9 protein-coding genes, 1 pseudogene and 1 riboswitch are annotated in these 16,881 nt (G+C 59.9%); of the genes and pseudogenes, 7 read left to right on the forward strand and 3 right to left on the reverse strand.

Features of this window, described 5'->3' with window-relative positions:
• Nucleotides 1-150: 150 nt before the first annotated feature.
• From CORAM0001_RS03675 to CORAM0001_RS03685, 3 genes are all read left to right on the forward strand, one after another.
• Entirely contained in the window at nucleotides 151-993 is an 843-nt protein-coding gene (locus tag CORAM0001_RS03675) for a MarR family winged helix-turn-helix transcriptional regulator (RefSeq protein ID WP_005510259.1), read from the forward strand.
• Nucleotides 990-5,042 carry a Pls/PosA family non-ribosomal peptide synthetase gene (locus CORAM0001_RS03680; RefSeq protein WP_005510160.1) on the forward strand — a complete coding sequence of 1,351 codons (4,053 nt, stop codon included), beginning with the start codon at nucleotides 990-992 and terminating at the stop codon, nucleotides 5,040-5,042. The genes CORAM0001_RS03675 and CORAM0001_RS03680 overlap by 4 nt, the downstream gene beginning before the upstream one ends.
• A 96-nt stretch (nucleotides 5,043-5,138) precedes the next feature.
• Entirely contained in the window at nucleotides 5,139-6,860 is a 1,722-nt protein-coding gene (locus CORAM0001_RS03685) for an AMP-binding protein (protein ID WP_040361080.1), read from the forward strand.
• On the opposite strand, the gene metE is transcribed toward CORAM0001_RS03685, so the two are convergent.
• Nucleotides 6,850-9,174 carry a 5-methyltetrahydropteroyltriglutamate--homocysteine S-methyltransferase gene (metE, locus tag CORAM0001_RS03690; protein WP_005510219.1) on the reverse strand — a complete coding sequence of 775 codons (2,325 nt, stop codon included), beginning with the start codon at nucleotides 9,172-9,174 and terminating at the stop codon, nucleotides 6,850-6,852. The genes CORAM0001_RS03685 and metE overlap by 11 nt on opposite strands.
• Before the next feature lie 39 nt (nucleotides 9,175-9,213).
• Nucleotides 9,214-9,411, reverse strand: a riboswitch (cobalamin riboswitch).
• Between the two features lie 192 nt (nucleotides 9,412-9,603).
• Between metE and CORAM0001_RS03695 the strand changes: the two genes are divergently transcribed.
• On the forward strand, nucleotides 9,604-10,725 hold the full coding sequence (locus CORAM0001_RS03695; protein ID WP_005510196.1) for a Dyp-type peroxidase: 1,122 nt from the start codon (nucleotides 9,604-9,606) through the stop codon (nucleotides 10,723-10,725).
• Between the two features lie 315 nt (nucleotides 10,726-11,040).
• Nucleotides 11,041-11,379: pseudogene (locus CORAM0001_RS11020) on the forward strand (IS1249 family transposase); the annotation flags it as partial.
• Between the two features lie 106 nt (nucleotides 11,380-11,485).
• Here CORAM0001_RS11020 and ppk2 read toward each other — a convergent pair.
• The gene (ppk2, locus tag CORAM0001_RS03705) at nucleotides 11,486-12,385 is read right to left on the reverse strand and encodes a polyphosphate kinase 2 (protein WP_005510168.1); all 900 of its coding nucleotides are present in this window, start codon (nucleotides 12,383-12,385) and stop codon (nucleotides 11,486-11,488) included.
• 152 nt (nucleotides 12,386-12,537) lie between these two features.
• On the opposite strand from ppk2, the gene CORAM0001_RS03710 reads away from it, so the two are divergent.
• Entirely contained in the window at nucleotides 12,538-13,014 is a 477-nt protein-coding gene (locus CORAM0001_RS03710; protein ID WP_005510231.1) for a DIP1984 family protein, read from the forward strand.
• Between the two features lie 342 nt (nucleotides 13,015-13,356).
• On the opposite strand, the gene groL is transcribed toward CORAM0001_RS03710, so the two are convergent.
• Nucleotides 13,357-14,982, reverse strand: a complete 1,626-nt coding sequence (groL, locus tag CORAM0001_RS03715) for a chaperonin GroEL (RefSeq protein ID WP_005510152.1) — start codon at nucleotides 14,980-14,982, stop codon at nucleotides 13,357-13,359.
• A 327-nt stretch (nucleotides 14,983-15,309) separates the two neighbouring features.
• Here groL and CORAM0001_RS03720 point away from each other — a divergent pair, with 327 nt between their 5' ends.
• Nucleotides 15,310-16,695, forward strand: a complete 1,386-nt coding sequence (locus CORAM0001_RS03720; RefSeq protein WP_005510246.1) for a dipeptidase — start codon at nucleotides 15,310-15,312, stop codon at nucleotides 16,693-16,695.
• The last annotated feature ends 186 nt before the right edge of the window (nucleotides 16,696-16,881 follow it).

A 16,881-nucleotide genomic window follows, 5' to 3' on the forward strand; every position in this document is an offset into this window, starting at 1 on the left:
ACCACTGCCCTGCCTACCTGCAGGGCAGTTTTTCATTTATTTACCCACCCCAAAGCACCGACCTTCTAACAATCCACAGGCAAACAGGGGCATTATTAGTTGGCCATGTCCCATTATTGATGGTTCCCCAGATTGTCTAGTATGGGAAGTATGTCTGATTCATCCGTACTTTCCTCGGCGGACTCAGCCAACACCAGCGGTGGTGTGGCAGCCGACGTAGACGCGCAGGTGCCTGCTGTCGGCACACAGGGCGGCACCAAGGCGAAGAAGGCTCGCAAGGGGGCGAAAACCAAAACCAAGGCCAGCACTAAGTCCAAGTGCAAGCCAGGCTCCGCAAGCGACCCCGCCGTCGCACCGGCGGCACTGCGCAAATCCGCGTCCTGGTGCCTGGCACAGCTCGATGCGGCTGTCCGCGCCAGTGTCAACGCGGCTCTTGGCCGCACTCAGATTGAGTCGATTTCCATCCGCGGGTATTGGGTTCTGGAGGCCATCGCCGATGGTGGCGACATGGCTCAAACCGAGCTCAGTGCTCTGCTCGGCATGGACCGCTCTGACATGGTTCGCCTAATCGACTCTCTGGAGTCGGCAAATCTGGTTGAGCGCACGCGTGATGCCAAAGACCGTCGCCGCCAGCTCATCGCGCTGACAGAAACGGGCAACACCACCCGCGCATCTCTGCGACGCTCACTCCGCAGAGCCGAACGCGCCGCCGTCGCCGAATGCGCACCCGAGGTACGCGCGTTGCTCGCATCGCTTGCCGACGACTCCGCTGCAAGTCCCGAAACCGACTCCGGCACTCCGCCTTCTGGCAATGCCGACGCGAAGAAGCCTGAGACCGCTACTCCAGAGGCCACGGCCACTGAGACAGATACCAAGGGCATGGCGGAGAATAAGACGCAGGCGACGTCGTCAAGCGATGCCCAGCGTCCTAAACGGAAGAAGTCGAAGAAGAAAAAGCGCAAGAAGAAGAATAAGAAGGGGTCCTCTAAGTGACAACCACTGAAGCGAAGTTCCTGCGCGCTACCGAACAGCCGCTTGAGCGCACTCTCATTGACATTGTCCGGGCGACCGCGCGAAGGTTCCCCGAGGCTGAGGCCATTGATGACGGCGAGGTTGTCGTCACGTATGCGGAGTTGATCAACGAGATTGATTCCACAGCTACGTGGCTCTATGAACAGGGCATCCGTCGCGGCGACCGCATTGGTGTGCGGATGCCGTCGGGAAGCCGCGAACTCTACGTGGCAATCTTGTCCATCATGGCTGCCGGTGCCGCCTACGTTCCGGTGGATGCGGACGACCCCGACGAGCGTGCAGAAATGGTCTTCGGCGAGGCCGGTATCGCCGGTTACTTCGATGCCGAAGGCCTGCATTTGGCCGGCTCCACGGCACGTAATCGCCCCCGTCCGCTGGACTCCGATGCCGACTCCGACGAGGACTCGGAGGAAGCAGAACCGACGCCACCGAGCGCACGCGAGGTCATCTCACAGGAGCCCACTCCTGACGATGACTGCTGGATCATTTTCACCTCTGGCTCCACCGGCAAGCCGAAGGGCGTGGCGGTCACCCACCGCAGCGCCGCCGCTTTTGTCGATGCGGAGGCCCGCTGGTTCTTGGCCAACCACCCGGAAGGACCGCTCGGCCCGGATGACCGCGTTCTCGCCGGCTTGTCCGTCGCCTTCGACGCCTCCTGTGAGGAAATGTGGCTGGCCTGGCGAAATGGCGCCTGCCTGGTGCCGGCCCCGCGTTCGCTGGTGCGCTCCGGCGTGGACCTGGGCCCATGGCTGATTTCCCGCCACATCACCGCTGTTTCCACAGTTCCGACGCTGGCCGGCCTGTGGCCCGCCGAGGCGCTCGACAGTGTGCGCCTGCTCATTGTCGGCGGCGAGGCCTGCCCGCAAGAGCTGGTCGATCGCCTGTCCACCCCAGAGCGCGAGATGTGGAACACCTACGGCCCCACCGAGGCCACCGTCGTGGCCTCCGGCATCGAGCTGAAGCCCGGCAAGCCCGTGACCATCGGTTTCCCCCTGGACGGCTGGAACCTCACAGTCATCGATGAGGAGGGCAACCCCGTCCCACCGGGTACCAAGGGCGAGCTGGTCATCGGCGGTGTGGGACTCGCACGCTACCTGGATCCGGAAAAAGACGCCGAGAAGTACGCACCGCTGCCGGCCCTCGGCTGGGAGCGTGCGTATCGCACCGGCGACCACGTCATCATGGATGAGGACGGACTGTTCTTCACCGGCCGGGTCGACGATCAGGTGAAAATCGGCGGTCGGCGAATTGAGCTCGGCGAGGTCGAGGCGCACCTGGCTGCCCTCCCCGGCGCTACTCAAGCGACTGTCGTGGTACAGAAGACCGGTGCTGGCGACTCCATCCTGGTCGGATACGTCGGCGCCGGTGGCGACGCCGCAGCCATGGACTACGACAAGTGCATGGACACTCTCCGCGATGCCATGCCAGCCGCGATGGTGCCACGCCTGCACATCATGGATGAGCTGCCGGTTCGCACCTCCGGCAAGGTCGACAAGGCGGCGTTGCCGTGGCCACTGCCTGCACGTGCGGGTGAGGGCGACGTCGACAAGCTGAGCCCTGTAGAGAAATGGCTGTCCGATATCTGGGCGGACGTGCTGTCCGTACCTGCGCCCAGCGCGGCCTCGGACTTCTTCGCCCTGGGCGGCACGTCCCTGGCGGCGGCGAGCGTCATCGCGCGGATTCGCCAGCGCGCCCCGCAGGTCGCCGTGCGCGATCTCTACGACCACCCGCGCCTGGGCAATCTCGCCGAGGAACTGGTCGCGCGCGGTTTCATCAGCGACGACATGCTTGCCGACGCGCCAGACCCCACCGCGCACCTGGAAAAGGTGCCCGAGCCGACGCCTGTGTCTCGCAAGACCCGCTGGGCGCAGGTCGGCCTCATGGTGCCGCTGCAGTGGGCACGCGGCATGCGCTGGGTAACGTGGCTTGCGATTATCAACTGGGTCATCGGCGGGCCGCTGACGCTACCAGGCTGGTTGGTGGCCGTACTGGCTGTGTTGTTCCTGACCCCGCTGGGGGTCATGCCCATCAACGCGGCGACGACACGCCTGCTCACGCGCAACATCACCCCGGGTGATTACCCGCGTGGTGGTTCGGTACATCTGCGCCTTTGGGCGGCCGAACGCCTGGCAGAGAGCTCCGGTGTGCACTCGGTGGCGGGTGCTCCGTTCGTGCTGTGGTACGCCCGCATGCTGGGTGCCCGCATTGGTAAGGGCGTGAATCTGCACGCGCTGCCGCCGGTGACGGGCCTGGTCAAACTGGATAATTACTGCTCGATCGAGCCTGAGGTGGATCTGTCTGGCTACTGGGTCGATGGCGATGTCGTCCACGTCGGCGAGGTCACTATTGGCAAGCACGCCCGCATCGGTGCCCGTTCAACGCTGCTGCCCGGCGCGCGTATTGGCAATGACGCTCACATCGAGGCGGGTTCCACTGTCACCGGTGAGAAGAAGGTCAAAGCTGGCGCGCGCTGGTCGGGTTCCCCGGCTCGCAAGGTCGGCCGGTCCAAGCACCGCTTCCCGGAGGAAGTTCCGCCGGCGCGCCGCCACTGGGTGGCTATCTACGGTCTCACCGCTGTCTTGCTGACACTGGTGCCGCTGTCCGCTGCAGTCGCGATGGCTGCTGTCATCGGTTGGGGCACGGGGCTTATCGACGGCACCACCGAGCTAACCACCTCGAATCTCTGGACAACGCTGGGCAGCGCCGTGCTGTGGGCTATTCCCGCGACCTTCGTCGGTGTTGCGGTGTATGCCCTGCTGACGCTGATTCTCGTGCGCCTGTTCAGCATCGGCCTGAAGCCGGGTGTGTTCCCGGTGCGTTCGCGCGTGGGTTGGCAGTCCTGGGCGACGATTCGCCTGATGGACGCTGCTCGCCACGACCTGTTCTTCATCTACGCTTCCATGCTGACCCCGCTGTGGCTGCGTGCGCTGGGTGCCCAAATCGGCCACGACAGCGAAGTCTCCACCGCGATCGGTATTCCGAAGTTCTTGCACGTCAAGGACGAGTCCTTCTTGGCTGACGACACAATGGTCGGCAGCTACGAGCTCGGCGGCGGGTGGCTGCTGGTGGGCGACTCCCGCATCGGCAAGCGCGCCTTCCTGGGCAACTCCGGTATCACGCTTCCAGGGCGCAAGCTGGCGAAGAACTCCCTGGTGGCCGTGCTGTCCTCTACCCCGAAGAAGACCAAGTCCGGCTCCAACTGGTGGGGTTCGCCGCCAGAGCGCATGCGCCGCGTGGGCACTGTCTCCAGCGATGAGTCAGCGCAGACCTACCGTCCGACTACGGGGTTGAAGGTCGCCCGCGGCATTGTGGAGACGCTGCGCGTCCTGGCGCCGATGGTCTCTCTGATGCTGGCGACGATCACGCTGTTGAGCCTGCAGGGAATTGGTCTGTTCACCGCGGAGCTGGTCACCGCAGGTGGCGTTAGCGCCGCCCTGCTCGGCCTGGTGGTCACGTGGCTGCTCTCCCCTGCCGTGCTGCTGATTGCTGGTGTGCTGGGGCTGTTGGTCACGGTCGTGGCCAAGTGGGTGTGCGTCGGCAAGCACGAGCCCGGTGACCACCCATTGTGGAGCAAGTTCGTCTGGCTCAACGAGCTGCAGGATGCGTTCGTCGAGATGGTTGCCGCGCCGTGGTACCTGAACCCGGCGATGGCCACCGGCGGTATCGCACGCGCGATGCGTCTGCTCGGCGCGAACGTTGGCCACGGCGTGTGGCTGGAGACGTACTGGCTGCCCGAGACCGACCTGGTCACCATCGATCGGGGTGCTTCTGTCGGCCGCGGTTGTGTCGTTCAGACTCACCTATTCACCGACCGCGTGATGACGCTCGACACCGTCCGCATCGGACGCGGCTCCGTACTGGGACCGCACTCAGTCGCACTGCCGGCATCTGTGCTTGACGACGGCTGCCGCGTCGAGCCCGGTTCTCTCGTCATGCGCGGTGACCATGTTCCTGCGCACACTTCCTGGCGAGGCAACCCAATTGAGCCGGTGGTGGCCAAGACGAAGTAGGGCTGCGCGGGTGGAGTGACAGCCACCCGCGAAAACTTTCCCCCTATTTTGCGAAATCCTTTTCGTATTGCAATCCAACCATTTACCCTAATTCCTATGACTATTTTCCCTGACAAAAATGGTTTGGATCAGCCAATTACCCCACTGCGTTTTCTAGAGCGCAGTGCCCGCGTCCACCCGAACAAAGTTGGCTTCGTCGACGGCCCACGTCGCATCACCTTCGCCGAAATGGCCGCCGACGCGCAGGCCTTCGCACATGCACTTATCGACGATGGCCTCCAGAAAAACGACCGGGTCGGTGTACTCGCGGCAAATAGTTACGAGGCACTCCTCGCACAGTTCGCTATTCCACTGGCAGGTGGCGTCGTTGTCGCTATTAATACTCGCCTGGCTGCGAAGGAAATCGAATACATCCTCGAGCATTCTGAAATCACCACGCTGCTCGGTGAACAAACTTTGATTGACCAAGCGCTTCCGACAGTCGGGCACCTACTTGAGCAGGTCATCTACATCGCAGACGGCGAAGGCAACGAACCCGAGATCGCTGACACCTCGGCATACCAGGCTGAGAATACGGCCGCTGCTACCTTTAGCCAGTACTTGGCTGGGGACGACGTCGTCAAGCGTGGGAAGAATCGTCCGAACCTGCCCTACAGCGTCGATGACGAGCACGACCCCATTGCGATCAATTACACCTCGGGCACGACGGGAAAACCGAAAGGTGTGGTGTACACGCATCGCGGCGCATATCTGAATGCGCTTGGCCAGGTACAGACTATGCATTTCAATCACTACACCGTCTACCTGTGGACTCTGCCGATGTTTCACTGTTCCGGCTGGTGTACAGGGTGGGCAGCGATGTCGACGAGTGCTCGCCAGGTTGCGATTCGCGCTGTCCGCGGGCCGGAAATGTGGCGCCTGATTGTAGAGGAGGGTGTTACCTCAATGTGCGGTGCGCCTGCTGTGCTGACCACACTCGTCGATGACGATAACAAGCGCCGCGTCACCAACCTGCGCATTATGACTGCTGGTGCACCGCCGAGTCCGACAATCATCACGCGCTGTGAGAATATTGGCGTCGAAATCACGCACGTGTATGGCCTCACTGAATCTTACGGCCCCTTCACGGTCTGCGAGTCCCAACCCGATTGGAAGGACATGACCGTGCGTCGCCGCGCCGTCCTCAAGGCTCGTCAGGGTGTCGCTACCGTAACTAACCAGGATGTTCGCATCGTCGAACAATCCGACGCACTCGATGCACCTCTGATTGACGTACCTAACGACGGTGCCACCATCGGCGAAATTATTATGACTGGCAACGGTGTCATGAATGGTTATTTCAAGGATCCCGAGGCCACCGAACACGCGTTCCGCGGCGGCTGGTTCCACACCGGTGACCTTGGCGTTATGCATCCGGATGGCTATATTCAGCTGCTCGACCGCGCAAAAGACGTTATCGTCTCCGGCGGTGAGAACATCTCCACTATTGAAGTCGAGCAGGCTGTGGTCAGCTACCCAGATGTATCCGACTGTGCTGTCATCGGCGTGCCGGATGACAAATGGGGCGAGCGTCCACGCGCCTACGTTGTATTGCGCCCGGAGGCTCGCTGCCAGGGCACCGCGGAAGAAGTTGCCGAGCACAATAAGAACGTGGCCGAAGTTGTCATTGCCCACTGTCGCGCTCACATCGCCGGTTACAAGATTCCACGCGATGTTGTCGTAATTGATGAGTTGCCGCGAACATCCACGGGCAAGGTGCGCAAGAACGAGCTGCGCGACCTAGCCTGGGCAAGCGAAAAGACGCGCATTAAGGGATGATGGCTGACCTCGAGACCTTCACACGGGCGCGTTTTGCAACTGAAACCATTACTCTTAGAGAAGCGGTAGTTTCCTCCCAGCATCGGGTCTTCAGACCGCAATCTGGATTAATCCACAACAAGCTGGGATCAACGCTTTCGAGCGCATCTTCCACAAGTTGGCTAATCTCTCCCTCCGTCGGCACACGAGGAGAGTGGATATCCCAGACGCCTGGGCCAATCCCTCGCGAGTACCCATCGTCCTTCAGCGCTGCGAGCACATGCATGCCATTGCGCGCTGCTTCGATGGACGTGACATCCGCGTTGAGATCATCGACGGTGTCGATCAGCTCATTAAAGTCCGAGTAACACATATGCGTGTGGATCTGAATATCGTCAGCCACACCGGAGGTAGCGAGGCGGAAGGAGCCCACTGCCCACTTCAGGTAGGCGGGCTGGTCCGCTTCGTTCAGGGGTAGCAGCTCGCGAATGGCTGGCTCATCGACCTGCACAATCTGTGCTCCAGCAGCCACGAGATCTGCAATTTCATCGCGCAAGACCAGCGCCACGTTATCCGCAGTGTCCCCAATTGGCTGGTCATCACGAACAAACGACCATGCCAACATGGTCACTGGCCCTGTGAGCATTCCCTTGACGGGAAGGTCAGTCATGCTTGCCGCTGCTTCGTACCACTGCACCGTCATCGGCTTTGGCCTGGTGATATCACCGTAGAGAATTGGCGGTCGCACGCAGCGGGAACCATAGCTTTGAACCCAGCCATTGGTGGTCGCAAGGTAGCCATCCAGCTGCTCCGAGAAGTATTGCACCATGTCGTTGCGCTCAGCTTCACCGTGAACCAGCACGTCGAGTCCCAGTTCTTCCTGTTGCTCAATGGCGCATCGAATTTCAGCGAGCATTGCTGAGTCATAGTCCGCTGGAGTTAACTCTCCCGCGCGCAGTTGTGCACGTGCACGTCGAATGCGCTTGGTCTGCGGGAAGGAACCGATTGTAGTGGTCGGTAGCGGAGGCAAGTTGATGGCCTCGGCCTGAGCCGCCCGACGAAGTGTGAATGGGGAGCGAGTACGGTCGCTCTCTTCGATTGCCTCCAAGGTTTCACGAACCTCAGGTTTAACAATCCGATTCGATTCTGCCCTCGACGCCAGGGCGGCCCGGGACTCCCTCAACGCCTTCAAATCTTCGGCATCGAGTTGGCGGTCATTCAACTTGGCATCGAGGGCCCTCGCCAGGAGGGTCACCTCGGCGATCTTCTCATCACCGAAGGCCAGCCACTGCAGCACCTCGACATCTTCTTCGCTGGGGTTTTCTGCGGCCAGGGAGTACGGGACGTGTAGCAGCGAACAGCTGGTCGACACCGCGATGGGGCCTCGGGCTGCCAGTTTCTCCAGCGTCGCCAGTGCAGCATCCAAGTCGGTGCGCCACACATTACGACCATCGACAATGCCCGCAACCAGCAGTTCCTTGCCAGTCCAATGCGGCAACTCGGAGCTACCCGCTACCAGATCGCAACCGATGGCCTGCACGCCTGTGCCAGAAAGGGTTTCCAGCGCCTGGTCACCATCACCAAAGTAGGTCTGCACCCACAACTTGGTGTTTGCGGACTCCGCCACGCTAGCCAACTTCTCATAGACCTGGCTGGTCCTGGCAAGGGTCACTTCATCGAGGTCAGTGACCAATACCGGCTCATCGAGCTGAACCCACTCAAAGCCCTTCTCGCCCAGTTGAGCGATGATTTCCGAGTACGTATCGGCCAACTGTTCCAGAAGGCCAAGTGGGTTCGAACCATCGTCGGTACGCGACAGGCTCAAGTAGGTCACTGGACCAATCAAATGAGGACGCAGCATGGTGGTGGCGCCATTGTTCAAGCTGCAGGAATCGTCCAACCAGTCAATGAGGTCAGAGGTAAATTCAGTATCGGCTGACAGCTCCGGAACGATGTAGTGGTAATTAGTGTCGAACCACTTGGTCATTGCGGATGCCGGTTGCGTCTTCGTACCGCGAGCGGTGGCGAAGTAGTGGTTGATCCATTCCGGCAGGTTGGAACCGTCCGTTTTCGGGACATCCTGGAAGCGGGCTGGAAGCACTCCGAGCAGCGCCGATGTATCCAGCATGGAGTCGTAGAACGAGCGCCCAATTGTCGGAACCGAGTCGATTCCTGCCTTCAGCGCTGCGCCAATGTAGCTATTGACAGTGTTGCGCGCCGTAGCAGCCAACAGGCCGCCGGTCGCCGGGTCGCGCCAGTAGTTTTCCAGAGCTCTTTTGAGCTCACGATTACGCCCTATCCGCGGAATGCCCGCGAGGGTTGCGTGAATTGCCATGATCTCGTGATTTCCTCGTCAGTCGTGATCAGCATCGGATATGAAATTGCACAACCGGCAGGCATTCGGACTTGTCATCACTGCAAGATTGGTTATCAAAGCGTCGAATAAACCAAAGTTCTGGCAGTGATGCTTACCGTTGCGGGACAGTTCCGGACTTGCACCGGGATTCCCCTGCATAACTCGAGGGCTTCATGCGCGCTAAGCTCAAAACACACCTTGCGCGGAAAACGTGCGATATGCAGCACTTTCCTTCATGAACACCTTCGAGGCGGCTGTGGATGTGAAGTATATCGCAATATACAAATATGCCATTCACTTAGCCCCTCCCCGAGTCTTCGCTTTAGTGCTCTCCTGCTGGGGCCAATGTGATTAAGCTCGTAGTCATAAAGGCTATTTATCCCACCTCTTTTCAAGGAGTGACCTCGAGTGACACAGGCTTCCGAAACTTCCCTGAGGGGCGCCAAGATTCCGTTCGATGGGCCGGTTCAGTCAGGCATTGAACAGCCCGGCCAAGCGCATCTTCGCCTTGTCGCATTCGATTTGAAGGACGGCGTCGACGCAGCAGATCTGAAGGAACTGTTTTCCTCGCTTACCGACGTTGCCCGCCGCCTCACCCAAGGCCAGGACATCGAGGGGTATCTGGAACCGGAAATGGTTGCAGCCACTGCAAACCTGACCATTACCGTCGGTTTCGGCGAGCGCATCTTCGATATCTTGGGCAAACCAGAGCGTAAGCCGGCTGGTCTGCACGATATCCCCGCATTCCAGCATGACATGCTCCGCCCCGAGTGGGGTCAGTCTGACTTCGCTCTGCAGCTGTGCGGCGACGACCTCGTCACCGTTACTGCCGCGTCTCGTTTGCTGGAGAAGAAGGCAGCTCCGTGGGCTAGCGTGAAATGGTTCCAGAAGGGCTTCTCCTACGCCTGGGGTTCGCAGCCACACGGTGCCACTCCGCGCAACCCGCTGGGTCAGCTCGACGGCACCGTCAACCCGTCCACTCCGGATGAATGGTCCGAGCAGGTGTGGATTGACTCCAAGGACAAGGCAATCAACAACTCCTGTGTCATGGTTGTTCGCCGTATCGCACTCGACCTGAACAGCTGGGATGAACTCAGCACCGACGAACGCTCCATCGTTATCGGCCGTGACTTCCACACCGGTGCGCCGCTTTCTGGCGGTGATAACGAGTTCGACGAAGAGGACATGGACGCCGTCGATGACCAGGGCGAGTACCTCATCCACCGCCAGTCTCACCTGGCGCTTTCCCGTGAGCAGGATGGCCAGCCTGACGACGCCCTGCGTCGCCGCGCCTATGCCTACGAAGACCAGCCCGGTGAGTCGGCCTTCCCATTCGAGGGACCGAACGTTGGCCTGGTCTGGGTTGCATTCCAGAAGAACCCGGACAACCAGTTCAGCGCAATTCAGGCCCGCTTGGATCGCGGAGATCTCCTCAATGAATGGAACCGCCACATCGGCTCCGCTGTGTACTGGATTGCCCCAGGCACCACCCCGGATTCTTACTGGGGCCAGGAGCTGATTGAGGGGTAGAGGCTGCAAGCTGGCGGGCCGACGCATCCGACGACTTGTGGCCACGCTATTCACCTATCGATGCGCTGCAGCGTGGCCACAAGTGAATAGCGCATCGACAAGTGAGAGGACCTGGCCCACAGCGTGCGCATAAGTGCCGAAAAACCATCGATAAGTCAGGGGAATCTATCGACAAGTGCAAGAAATACATCGATAAGTCCCCGAAACCTGGCCATAAGTGCCGGACAAGCCAACAACCTGCCCCTGCTTCAACCCAAGTCCCACTCCAACCACGGGTTAAGTGACAAAACCCGATGCCCCATATGTACTGGGCAAATGAAGAAAAATGGCACCCCAACCAAAGGGACAATCAGGTGGCGGTGTAAAAACCCTGACTTTGGAACCTCCACCACACACCGCCGCCTCGATCAGACCCAGACCCGGGATTTCAAAGCGTTTCACGCCTACGCCACCGGCACTGCGTCTTTAACCGAGGTCGCCGGCACCTTGCACGTCTCCCGGCGCACGCTCGACCGCCGGTTCACCTCGTTGCGGCTCATCGATGTCCCCAATACCCCAGCCCCCAACCGAATCTACGACCAAATCTTCATCGACGGCACCTACACCGCCGCCGGCTGCCTGCTCGTAGCCGCAAGCCGTGACCACGTCATCGCCTGCCAGCGCCACCGCCCGCCAGCAATAAGAAAACGCCCGCCGAGTGCCTGGCACTCCTGCGGGCGTTACTTCTAGACAAGAACTTTGTCAGTCACGGACCACCGAACTAGTCACCAATCTGGTCGCGGCCACGCTTAACAATCTTCGGGTCCGGAGTACCAACCAGCTCGTGGTCCTTCTCCGTGTACTCAAACTTGCTCAACACGTAGCGCATCGCGTTGATGCGGGCACGCTTCTTGTCGTTGGACTTAATGGTGATCCACGGAGACTCATCAGTATCCGTGTAGCGGAACTGCTCTTCCTTCGCACGGGTGTAGTCACCCCAACGATCCAGCGACGCGAGGTCCATCGGAGAGAGCTTCCACTGACGCACCGGGTCAACCTGGCGGATAGCGAAGCGAGTGCGCTGCTCCTTCTGAGTCACGGAGAACCACAGCTTGGTCAGCGAAATACCGGAGCCCAGAATCATGTTCTCCAGCATCGGAACCTCACGCAGGAACTCTGCGTGCTGGGACTCAGTACAGAAACCCATCACGCGCTCAACGCCCGAACGGTTGTACCAGGAACGGTCGAAGAAGACGATCTCGCCAGCGCATGGAAAGTGCTCGATGTAGCGCTGGAAGTACCAGGAGGTGGACTCACGCGGCGACGGCTTTTCCAGAGCGACAGTACGAGCACCACGCGGATTCAGGTGCTCGTTAAAACGCTTAATGGTGCCGCCCTTACCAGCGGCGTCACGGCCTTCGAAGAGGATGATGTGCTTCTGACCAGTTTCCTTGGTCCAGTTCTGCCACTTCAGAAGCTCAATCTGCAGCTTCCTCTTAATAGACTCATATTCCTTGCGCGTCATGCGCTCCTCGTACGGGTAGCCATCGCGCCAGGTATCAACCCGCTCACCGTCTGGAGTGACCAGTACCGGATCGTCCTCATCAGAATCATCGACGACGTAACCTTCGGTCTTCGCCAAATCGACGATGTGGAATTCCTCTTCATTCTTGTCAGCCATACCCCTTATCCTACTGAATTTCTCTGCCACGCGTCCCCCATGCGGGTGCCCTTACCTGCAATTTCCCAGCAGTTAACGTTCCGTCTTACCGAAACTGAGGGGTGGGACTGCACGCTGCGACCGTCGATTAGCACTGGCGTACAATAAATGCCATGTTGTTATCCGAAGCTCTTGCCGCACGATCCGAAGTTTCCGACCGGCTGGCTGAGATTAATCGCCGTCTCGCGCTGGTAGCGCAGGTCCAAGAAGGCGATACGCCTGATGAAGATCCGCAAGCGCTTATTGCCGAAGCCGAGCGTCTGATGGCGCGCTTCGAATGGCTGGTGCGCTCGATTAACGCAACGAATTCCGCTACTGCCTTCGAGGACGGAACGCTTAGCGACGCACTTGCGAAGCGCGACCACCTGCTAACACGGCGGCGGTTCTACACCTCCGTAGCCGATCAGGGCTCGGGTCGGCGGGATCGATACTCAGCTTCGGAAATTCGCTATGTCGCCACCGTGGATATCCGGTCGCTGCGCCAGAAAGCCGACAAGGCAGCGAAGGAATACCGGGACTTGGATACCCGTATTCAGCAGGCGAACTGGTCAACCGAGCTTATCGAGGCCGCGGATAAGCCGGCCGAATAGCAAGCAGGGTTCGGTAGCGAAACCAGAAGAATTTCACACTTTGATAAGTCGGTAGTTGCATCCAGATTGTCGGCGAGCGCGACGGCCTGTCTCTGGCCTTAAAGGGACTCCAAGGATCTCACCTCTGTACTGAGGCAGCAGGATTAATAACAGACAGTCCTCGGCATTGCGTACATGGGTACAGATCATCGGTTATTTTTCACTACCAAGCGCTGAGGCATCTGATGCGACGAGGGTGGGTCCGGGGACTTAAACTTTTCTCAAGTTACAGAGCAAAAGCGCCGCTGAGGGAAAACCCTCAGCGGCGCTTTTTAAGGCTAACTCAAGCAGTTGGGACCTCTTTTAGAAGCCCATGCCGCCCATCTCGTCGCCACCCGGCATTGCCGGCATAGCCGGTTCCGGCTTGTCGGCGACAACAGCCTCGGTGGTCAGGAACAGAGCCGCAATGGAAGCAGCATTCTGCAGTGCGGAGCGGGTAACCTTCACCGGGTCGTTGATGCCGGCTTCCATCAGATCGATGTACTCACCGGTAGCAGCGTTCAGGCCCTCGCCCTGCGGCAGGGAAGCAACCTTCTCGGTGACGACGCCGGCCTCGAGGCCAGCATTCAGAGCAATCTGGCGCAGCGGAGCTGCGAGAGCCGCACGCACGATGCGGACACCGGTTGCCTCGTCGCCGGTCAGACCCAGCTCGTCGTCAAGCACGTGCGAGACCTGCAGCAGTGCGGAACCGCCACCAGCGACGATGCCCTCTTCCACAGCAGCCTTTGCGTTGCGGACGGCATCCTCGATGCGGTGCTTGCGCTCCTTGAGCTCGACCTCGGTTGCGGCACCAGCCTTGATAACTGCAACACCGCCGGCGAGCTTAGCCAGACGCTCCTGCAGCTTCTCCTTGTCGTAGTCGGAGTCGGAGTTCTCGATCTCAGCGCGAATCTGGTTGACGCGGCCCTCGATAGCGGACTGGTCGCCAGCGCCCTCGACGATGGTGGTCTCGTCCTTGGTGACGACGACCTTGCGAGCGCGACCCAGCAGCGGCAGGTCAGCGGTCTCGAGCGACAGGCCGACCTCCTCAGAGATGACCTGGCCATCGGTCAGGATAGCCATGTCCTGCAGCATTGCCTTACGACGGTCACCGAAGCCCGGTGCCTTCACAGCGACAGACTTGAAGGTGCCGCGGATCTTGTTAACGACCAGGGTGGACAGAGCCTCGCCCTCGACGTCCTCAGCAATGATCAGCAGCGGCTTGCCGGACTGCATGACCTTCTCCAGCAGCGGCAGCAGGTCCTTGATGTTGGAGATCTTGCCGGAAACCAGGAGGATGTACGGATCCTCCAGAACGGCCTCCTGGCGCTCCATGTCGGTGGCGAAGTAACCGGAGATGTAGCCCTTGTCGAAGCGCATACCCTCGGTCAGCTCCAGGTCGAGACCAAAGGTGTTGGCCTCTTCCACGGTAATGACGCCTTCCTTGCCGACCTTGTCCATAGCGGTGGCAATCAGCTCACCGATAGCCGGGTCAGCAGCGGAGATACCAGCGGTAGCAGCAATCTGCTCCTTGGTCTCGATGTCCTTAGCGGACTCCAGCAGCTTCTCGGTAACGGCCGCGACAGCCTTCTCGATGCCGCGCTTGATACCCATCGGGTTGGAGCCAGCAGCAACGTTGCGCAGACCCTCGGAAACCAGAGCCTGAGCCAGAACGGTAGCGGTAGTAGTACCGTCACCAGCGACGTCGTCGGTCTTCTTGGCAACTTCCTTGACCAGCTCAGCGCCGATCTTCTCGTAAGGATCCTCAAGTTCGATTTCACGTGCAATGGAGACACCGTCGTTGGTGATCAGCGGTGCGCCCCACTTGCGCTCGAGGACTACGTTGCGCCCCTTCGGGCCCAGCGTGACCTTGACAGCGTCTGCCAGGGTGTTCAGACCCGTTTCGAGACCGCGGCGGGCCTCCTCGTCAAATGCAATCATCTTAGCCATGAGGTTTGAAGAATCCTCCGTCTATTTATGTGGCACTTACATTGGAAGTTGACCCAGGCGCCCGCGACGGCATGTGATTCGAGGGAAGCGCCGCCCTCTCCATCACCGGAGTCAACACTGTACTTTTTAACGACTTTTCAACACTTGTTTCAGCACACGCATACACAAGGTGTGAAGTTGTTTTTATTAGCACTCAATTAGAGCAAGTGCTAATTCACTTTTCTAGCACTCAACCCCATCGAGTGCAAGGATAAGCACTGTCACTCCTGGCGTCACTCCTTATGCCACTTCCAACGCCATCATGGTTGTGCGCCTACACTGTCGCACATGAGCATTATTAATAAGGAACTCACGGAGACCCTGCGAGACCACATCTCCAGCCAACGCGAGACCATCCGTACCCAGCTGACCGAGCTGGTGGCTTTCCCCTCCGTACACGGCACCGAAGAAACCAAGCAGGCTTGCATTGACGCAGCCCAGGCGGTTACCGACATGTACGCAGAGCTGGGAATCGAGCTGGAGGCGCACCACACTGTCGACGGCTCGATTGCACTGTCGGGTTTCGTCCCCGGGTCGTCGGAAAGCGCGAAGACCGTACTGCTCTACTCTCATTACGATGTTCAGCCGGCGGGCGACAAATCCGCTTGGACCGCAGATTCGTGGACGCTCGACGAGCGCGACGGTCGCTGGTACGGCCGTGGCACCGCCGACTGCAAGGGCAACGTGGTCATGCACCTAGCTGCGCTACGCGCGCTGCGTGACGACGCGCTTGCGGGCCGCGTCGACATGCCAAACATCAAGCTCATCGTAGAAGGTTCCGAGGAGCGCGGATCGGCGGGCCTGAACAACCTCATCGCCACACAGCCGGAGCTTTTCGACGCCGACGTCATCCTCATCGCGGATGTCGGCAATGCCGAGGTTGGCCAGCCGACACTCGTAACCACCCTGCGCGGCACCGCCGATGTGGAAGTTCGCGTCGATGCTCTGGAGCAGCCGGTGCACTCGGGCATGTTCGGCGGCGCGGCTCCGGATGCCCTGGCGGCGCTGATTCGTATGCTCGACAGCCTGCGCGATGAAAATGGCTTTACCTCTATTGACGGTCTGGACTGCTCGCAGCGCTGGGAGGGCCTGGACTACGCGCCAGAAACTTTCCGCGCCGATGCGGGAGTGCTCGACGGCGTGGACCTGATTAGCAACGAGGACGCTTCCGTCTCTGACCTGACCTGGGCTCGCCCATCGGTGATTGTGACCGGAATCGACTGCCCACCAGCAACCAATGCTGTCAATGCAATTCCATCGACCGCTATGGCGCACATCAACTTCCGCATCCCAGGCGGCGTCGACCCGGCCGAAGCACAGGACGCACTGGAGAATCACCTGCACGCGCATGCTCCGTGGGGTGTGAAGGTGACGGTTGAGCGCGACGAGCTAGCGAACCCATTCCGGGCCAATGTTGAGGGCAAGGTTGTGCAGCTGGTTGCCGACAGCCTGTCGGCCGCCTACGGCAAGGAGACCGCAAGCATGGGCGAGGGGGCCTCAATTCCGCTGTGCGCCACCTTGCTGGAGGCCGTACCAGGTGCTGACATCGCACTCTACGGCGTGGAAGAGCCGCAGGCACGCATTCACTCGGCTGACGAGTCGGTGGACCCGAACGAGATTCGCGACATCGCTATTGGCGAGGCAGTTTTCTTGGCTTCCGTCAACGGAATTTAACGGGCACATAAAAAATATCTGCCAGATTATTCGATGAATGACTTGTGTCACATCTTTTTTCTGTAGTAAGGTTCGACCCATGCAGCAGAACATTCTTATTCGAGTAGCGAAGGCTACGAACCCCGGTGGAGGCCGACAGGACTGACCCCTCCACACGGGGTCTCTGGCCGCAACTTCTCGAAGCAC

The sequence above is a fragment of the Corynebacterium amycolatum SK46 genome (genome assembly GCF_000173655.1).
Lineage (GTDB): Bacteria > Actinomycetota > Actinomycetes > Mycobacteriales > Mycobacteriaceae > Corynebacterium > Corynebacterium amycolatum_A.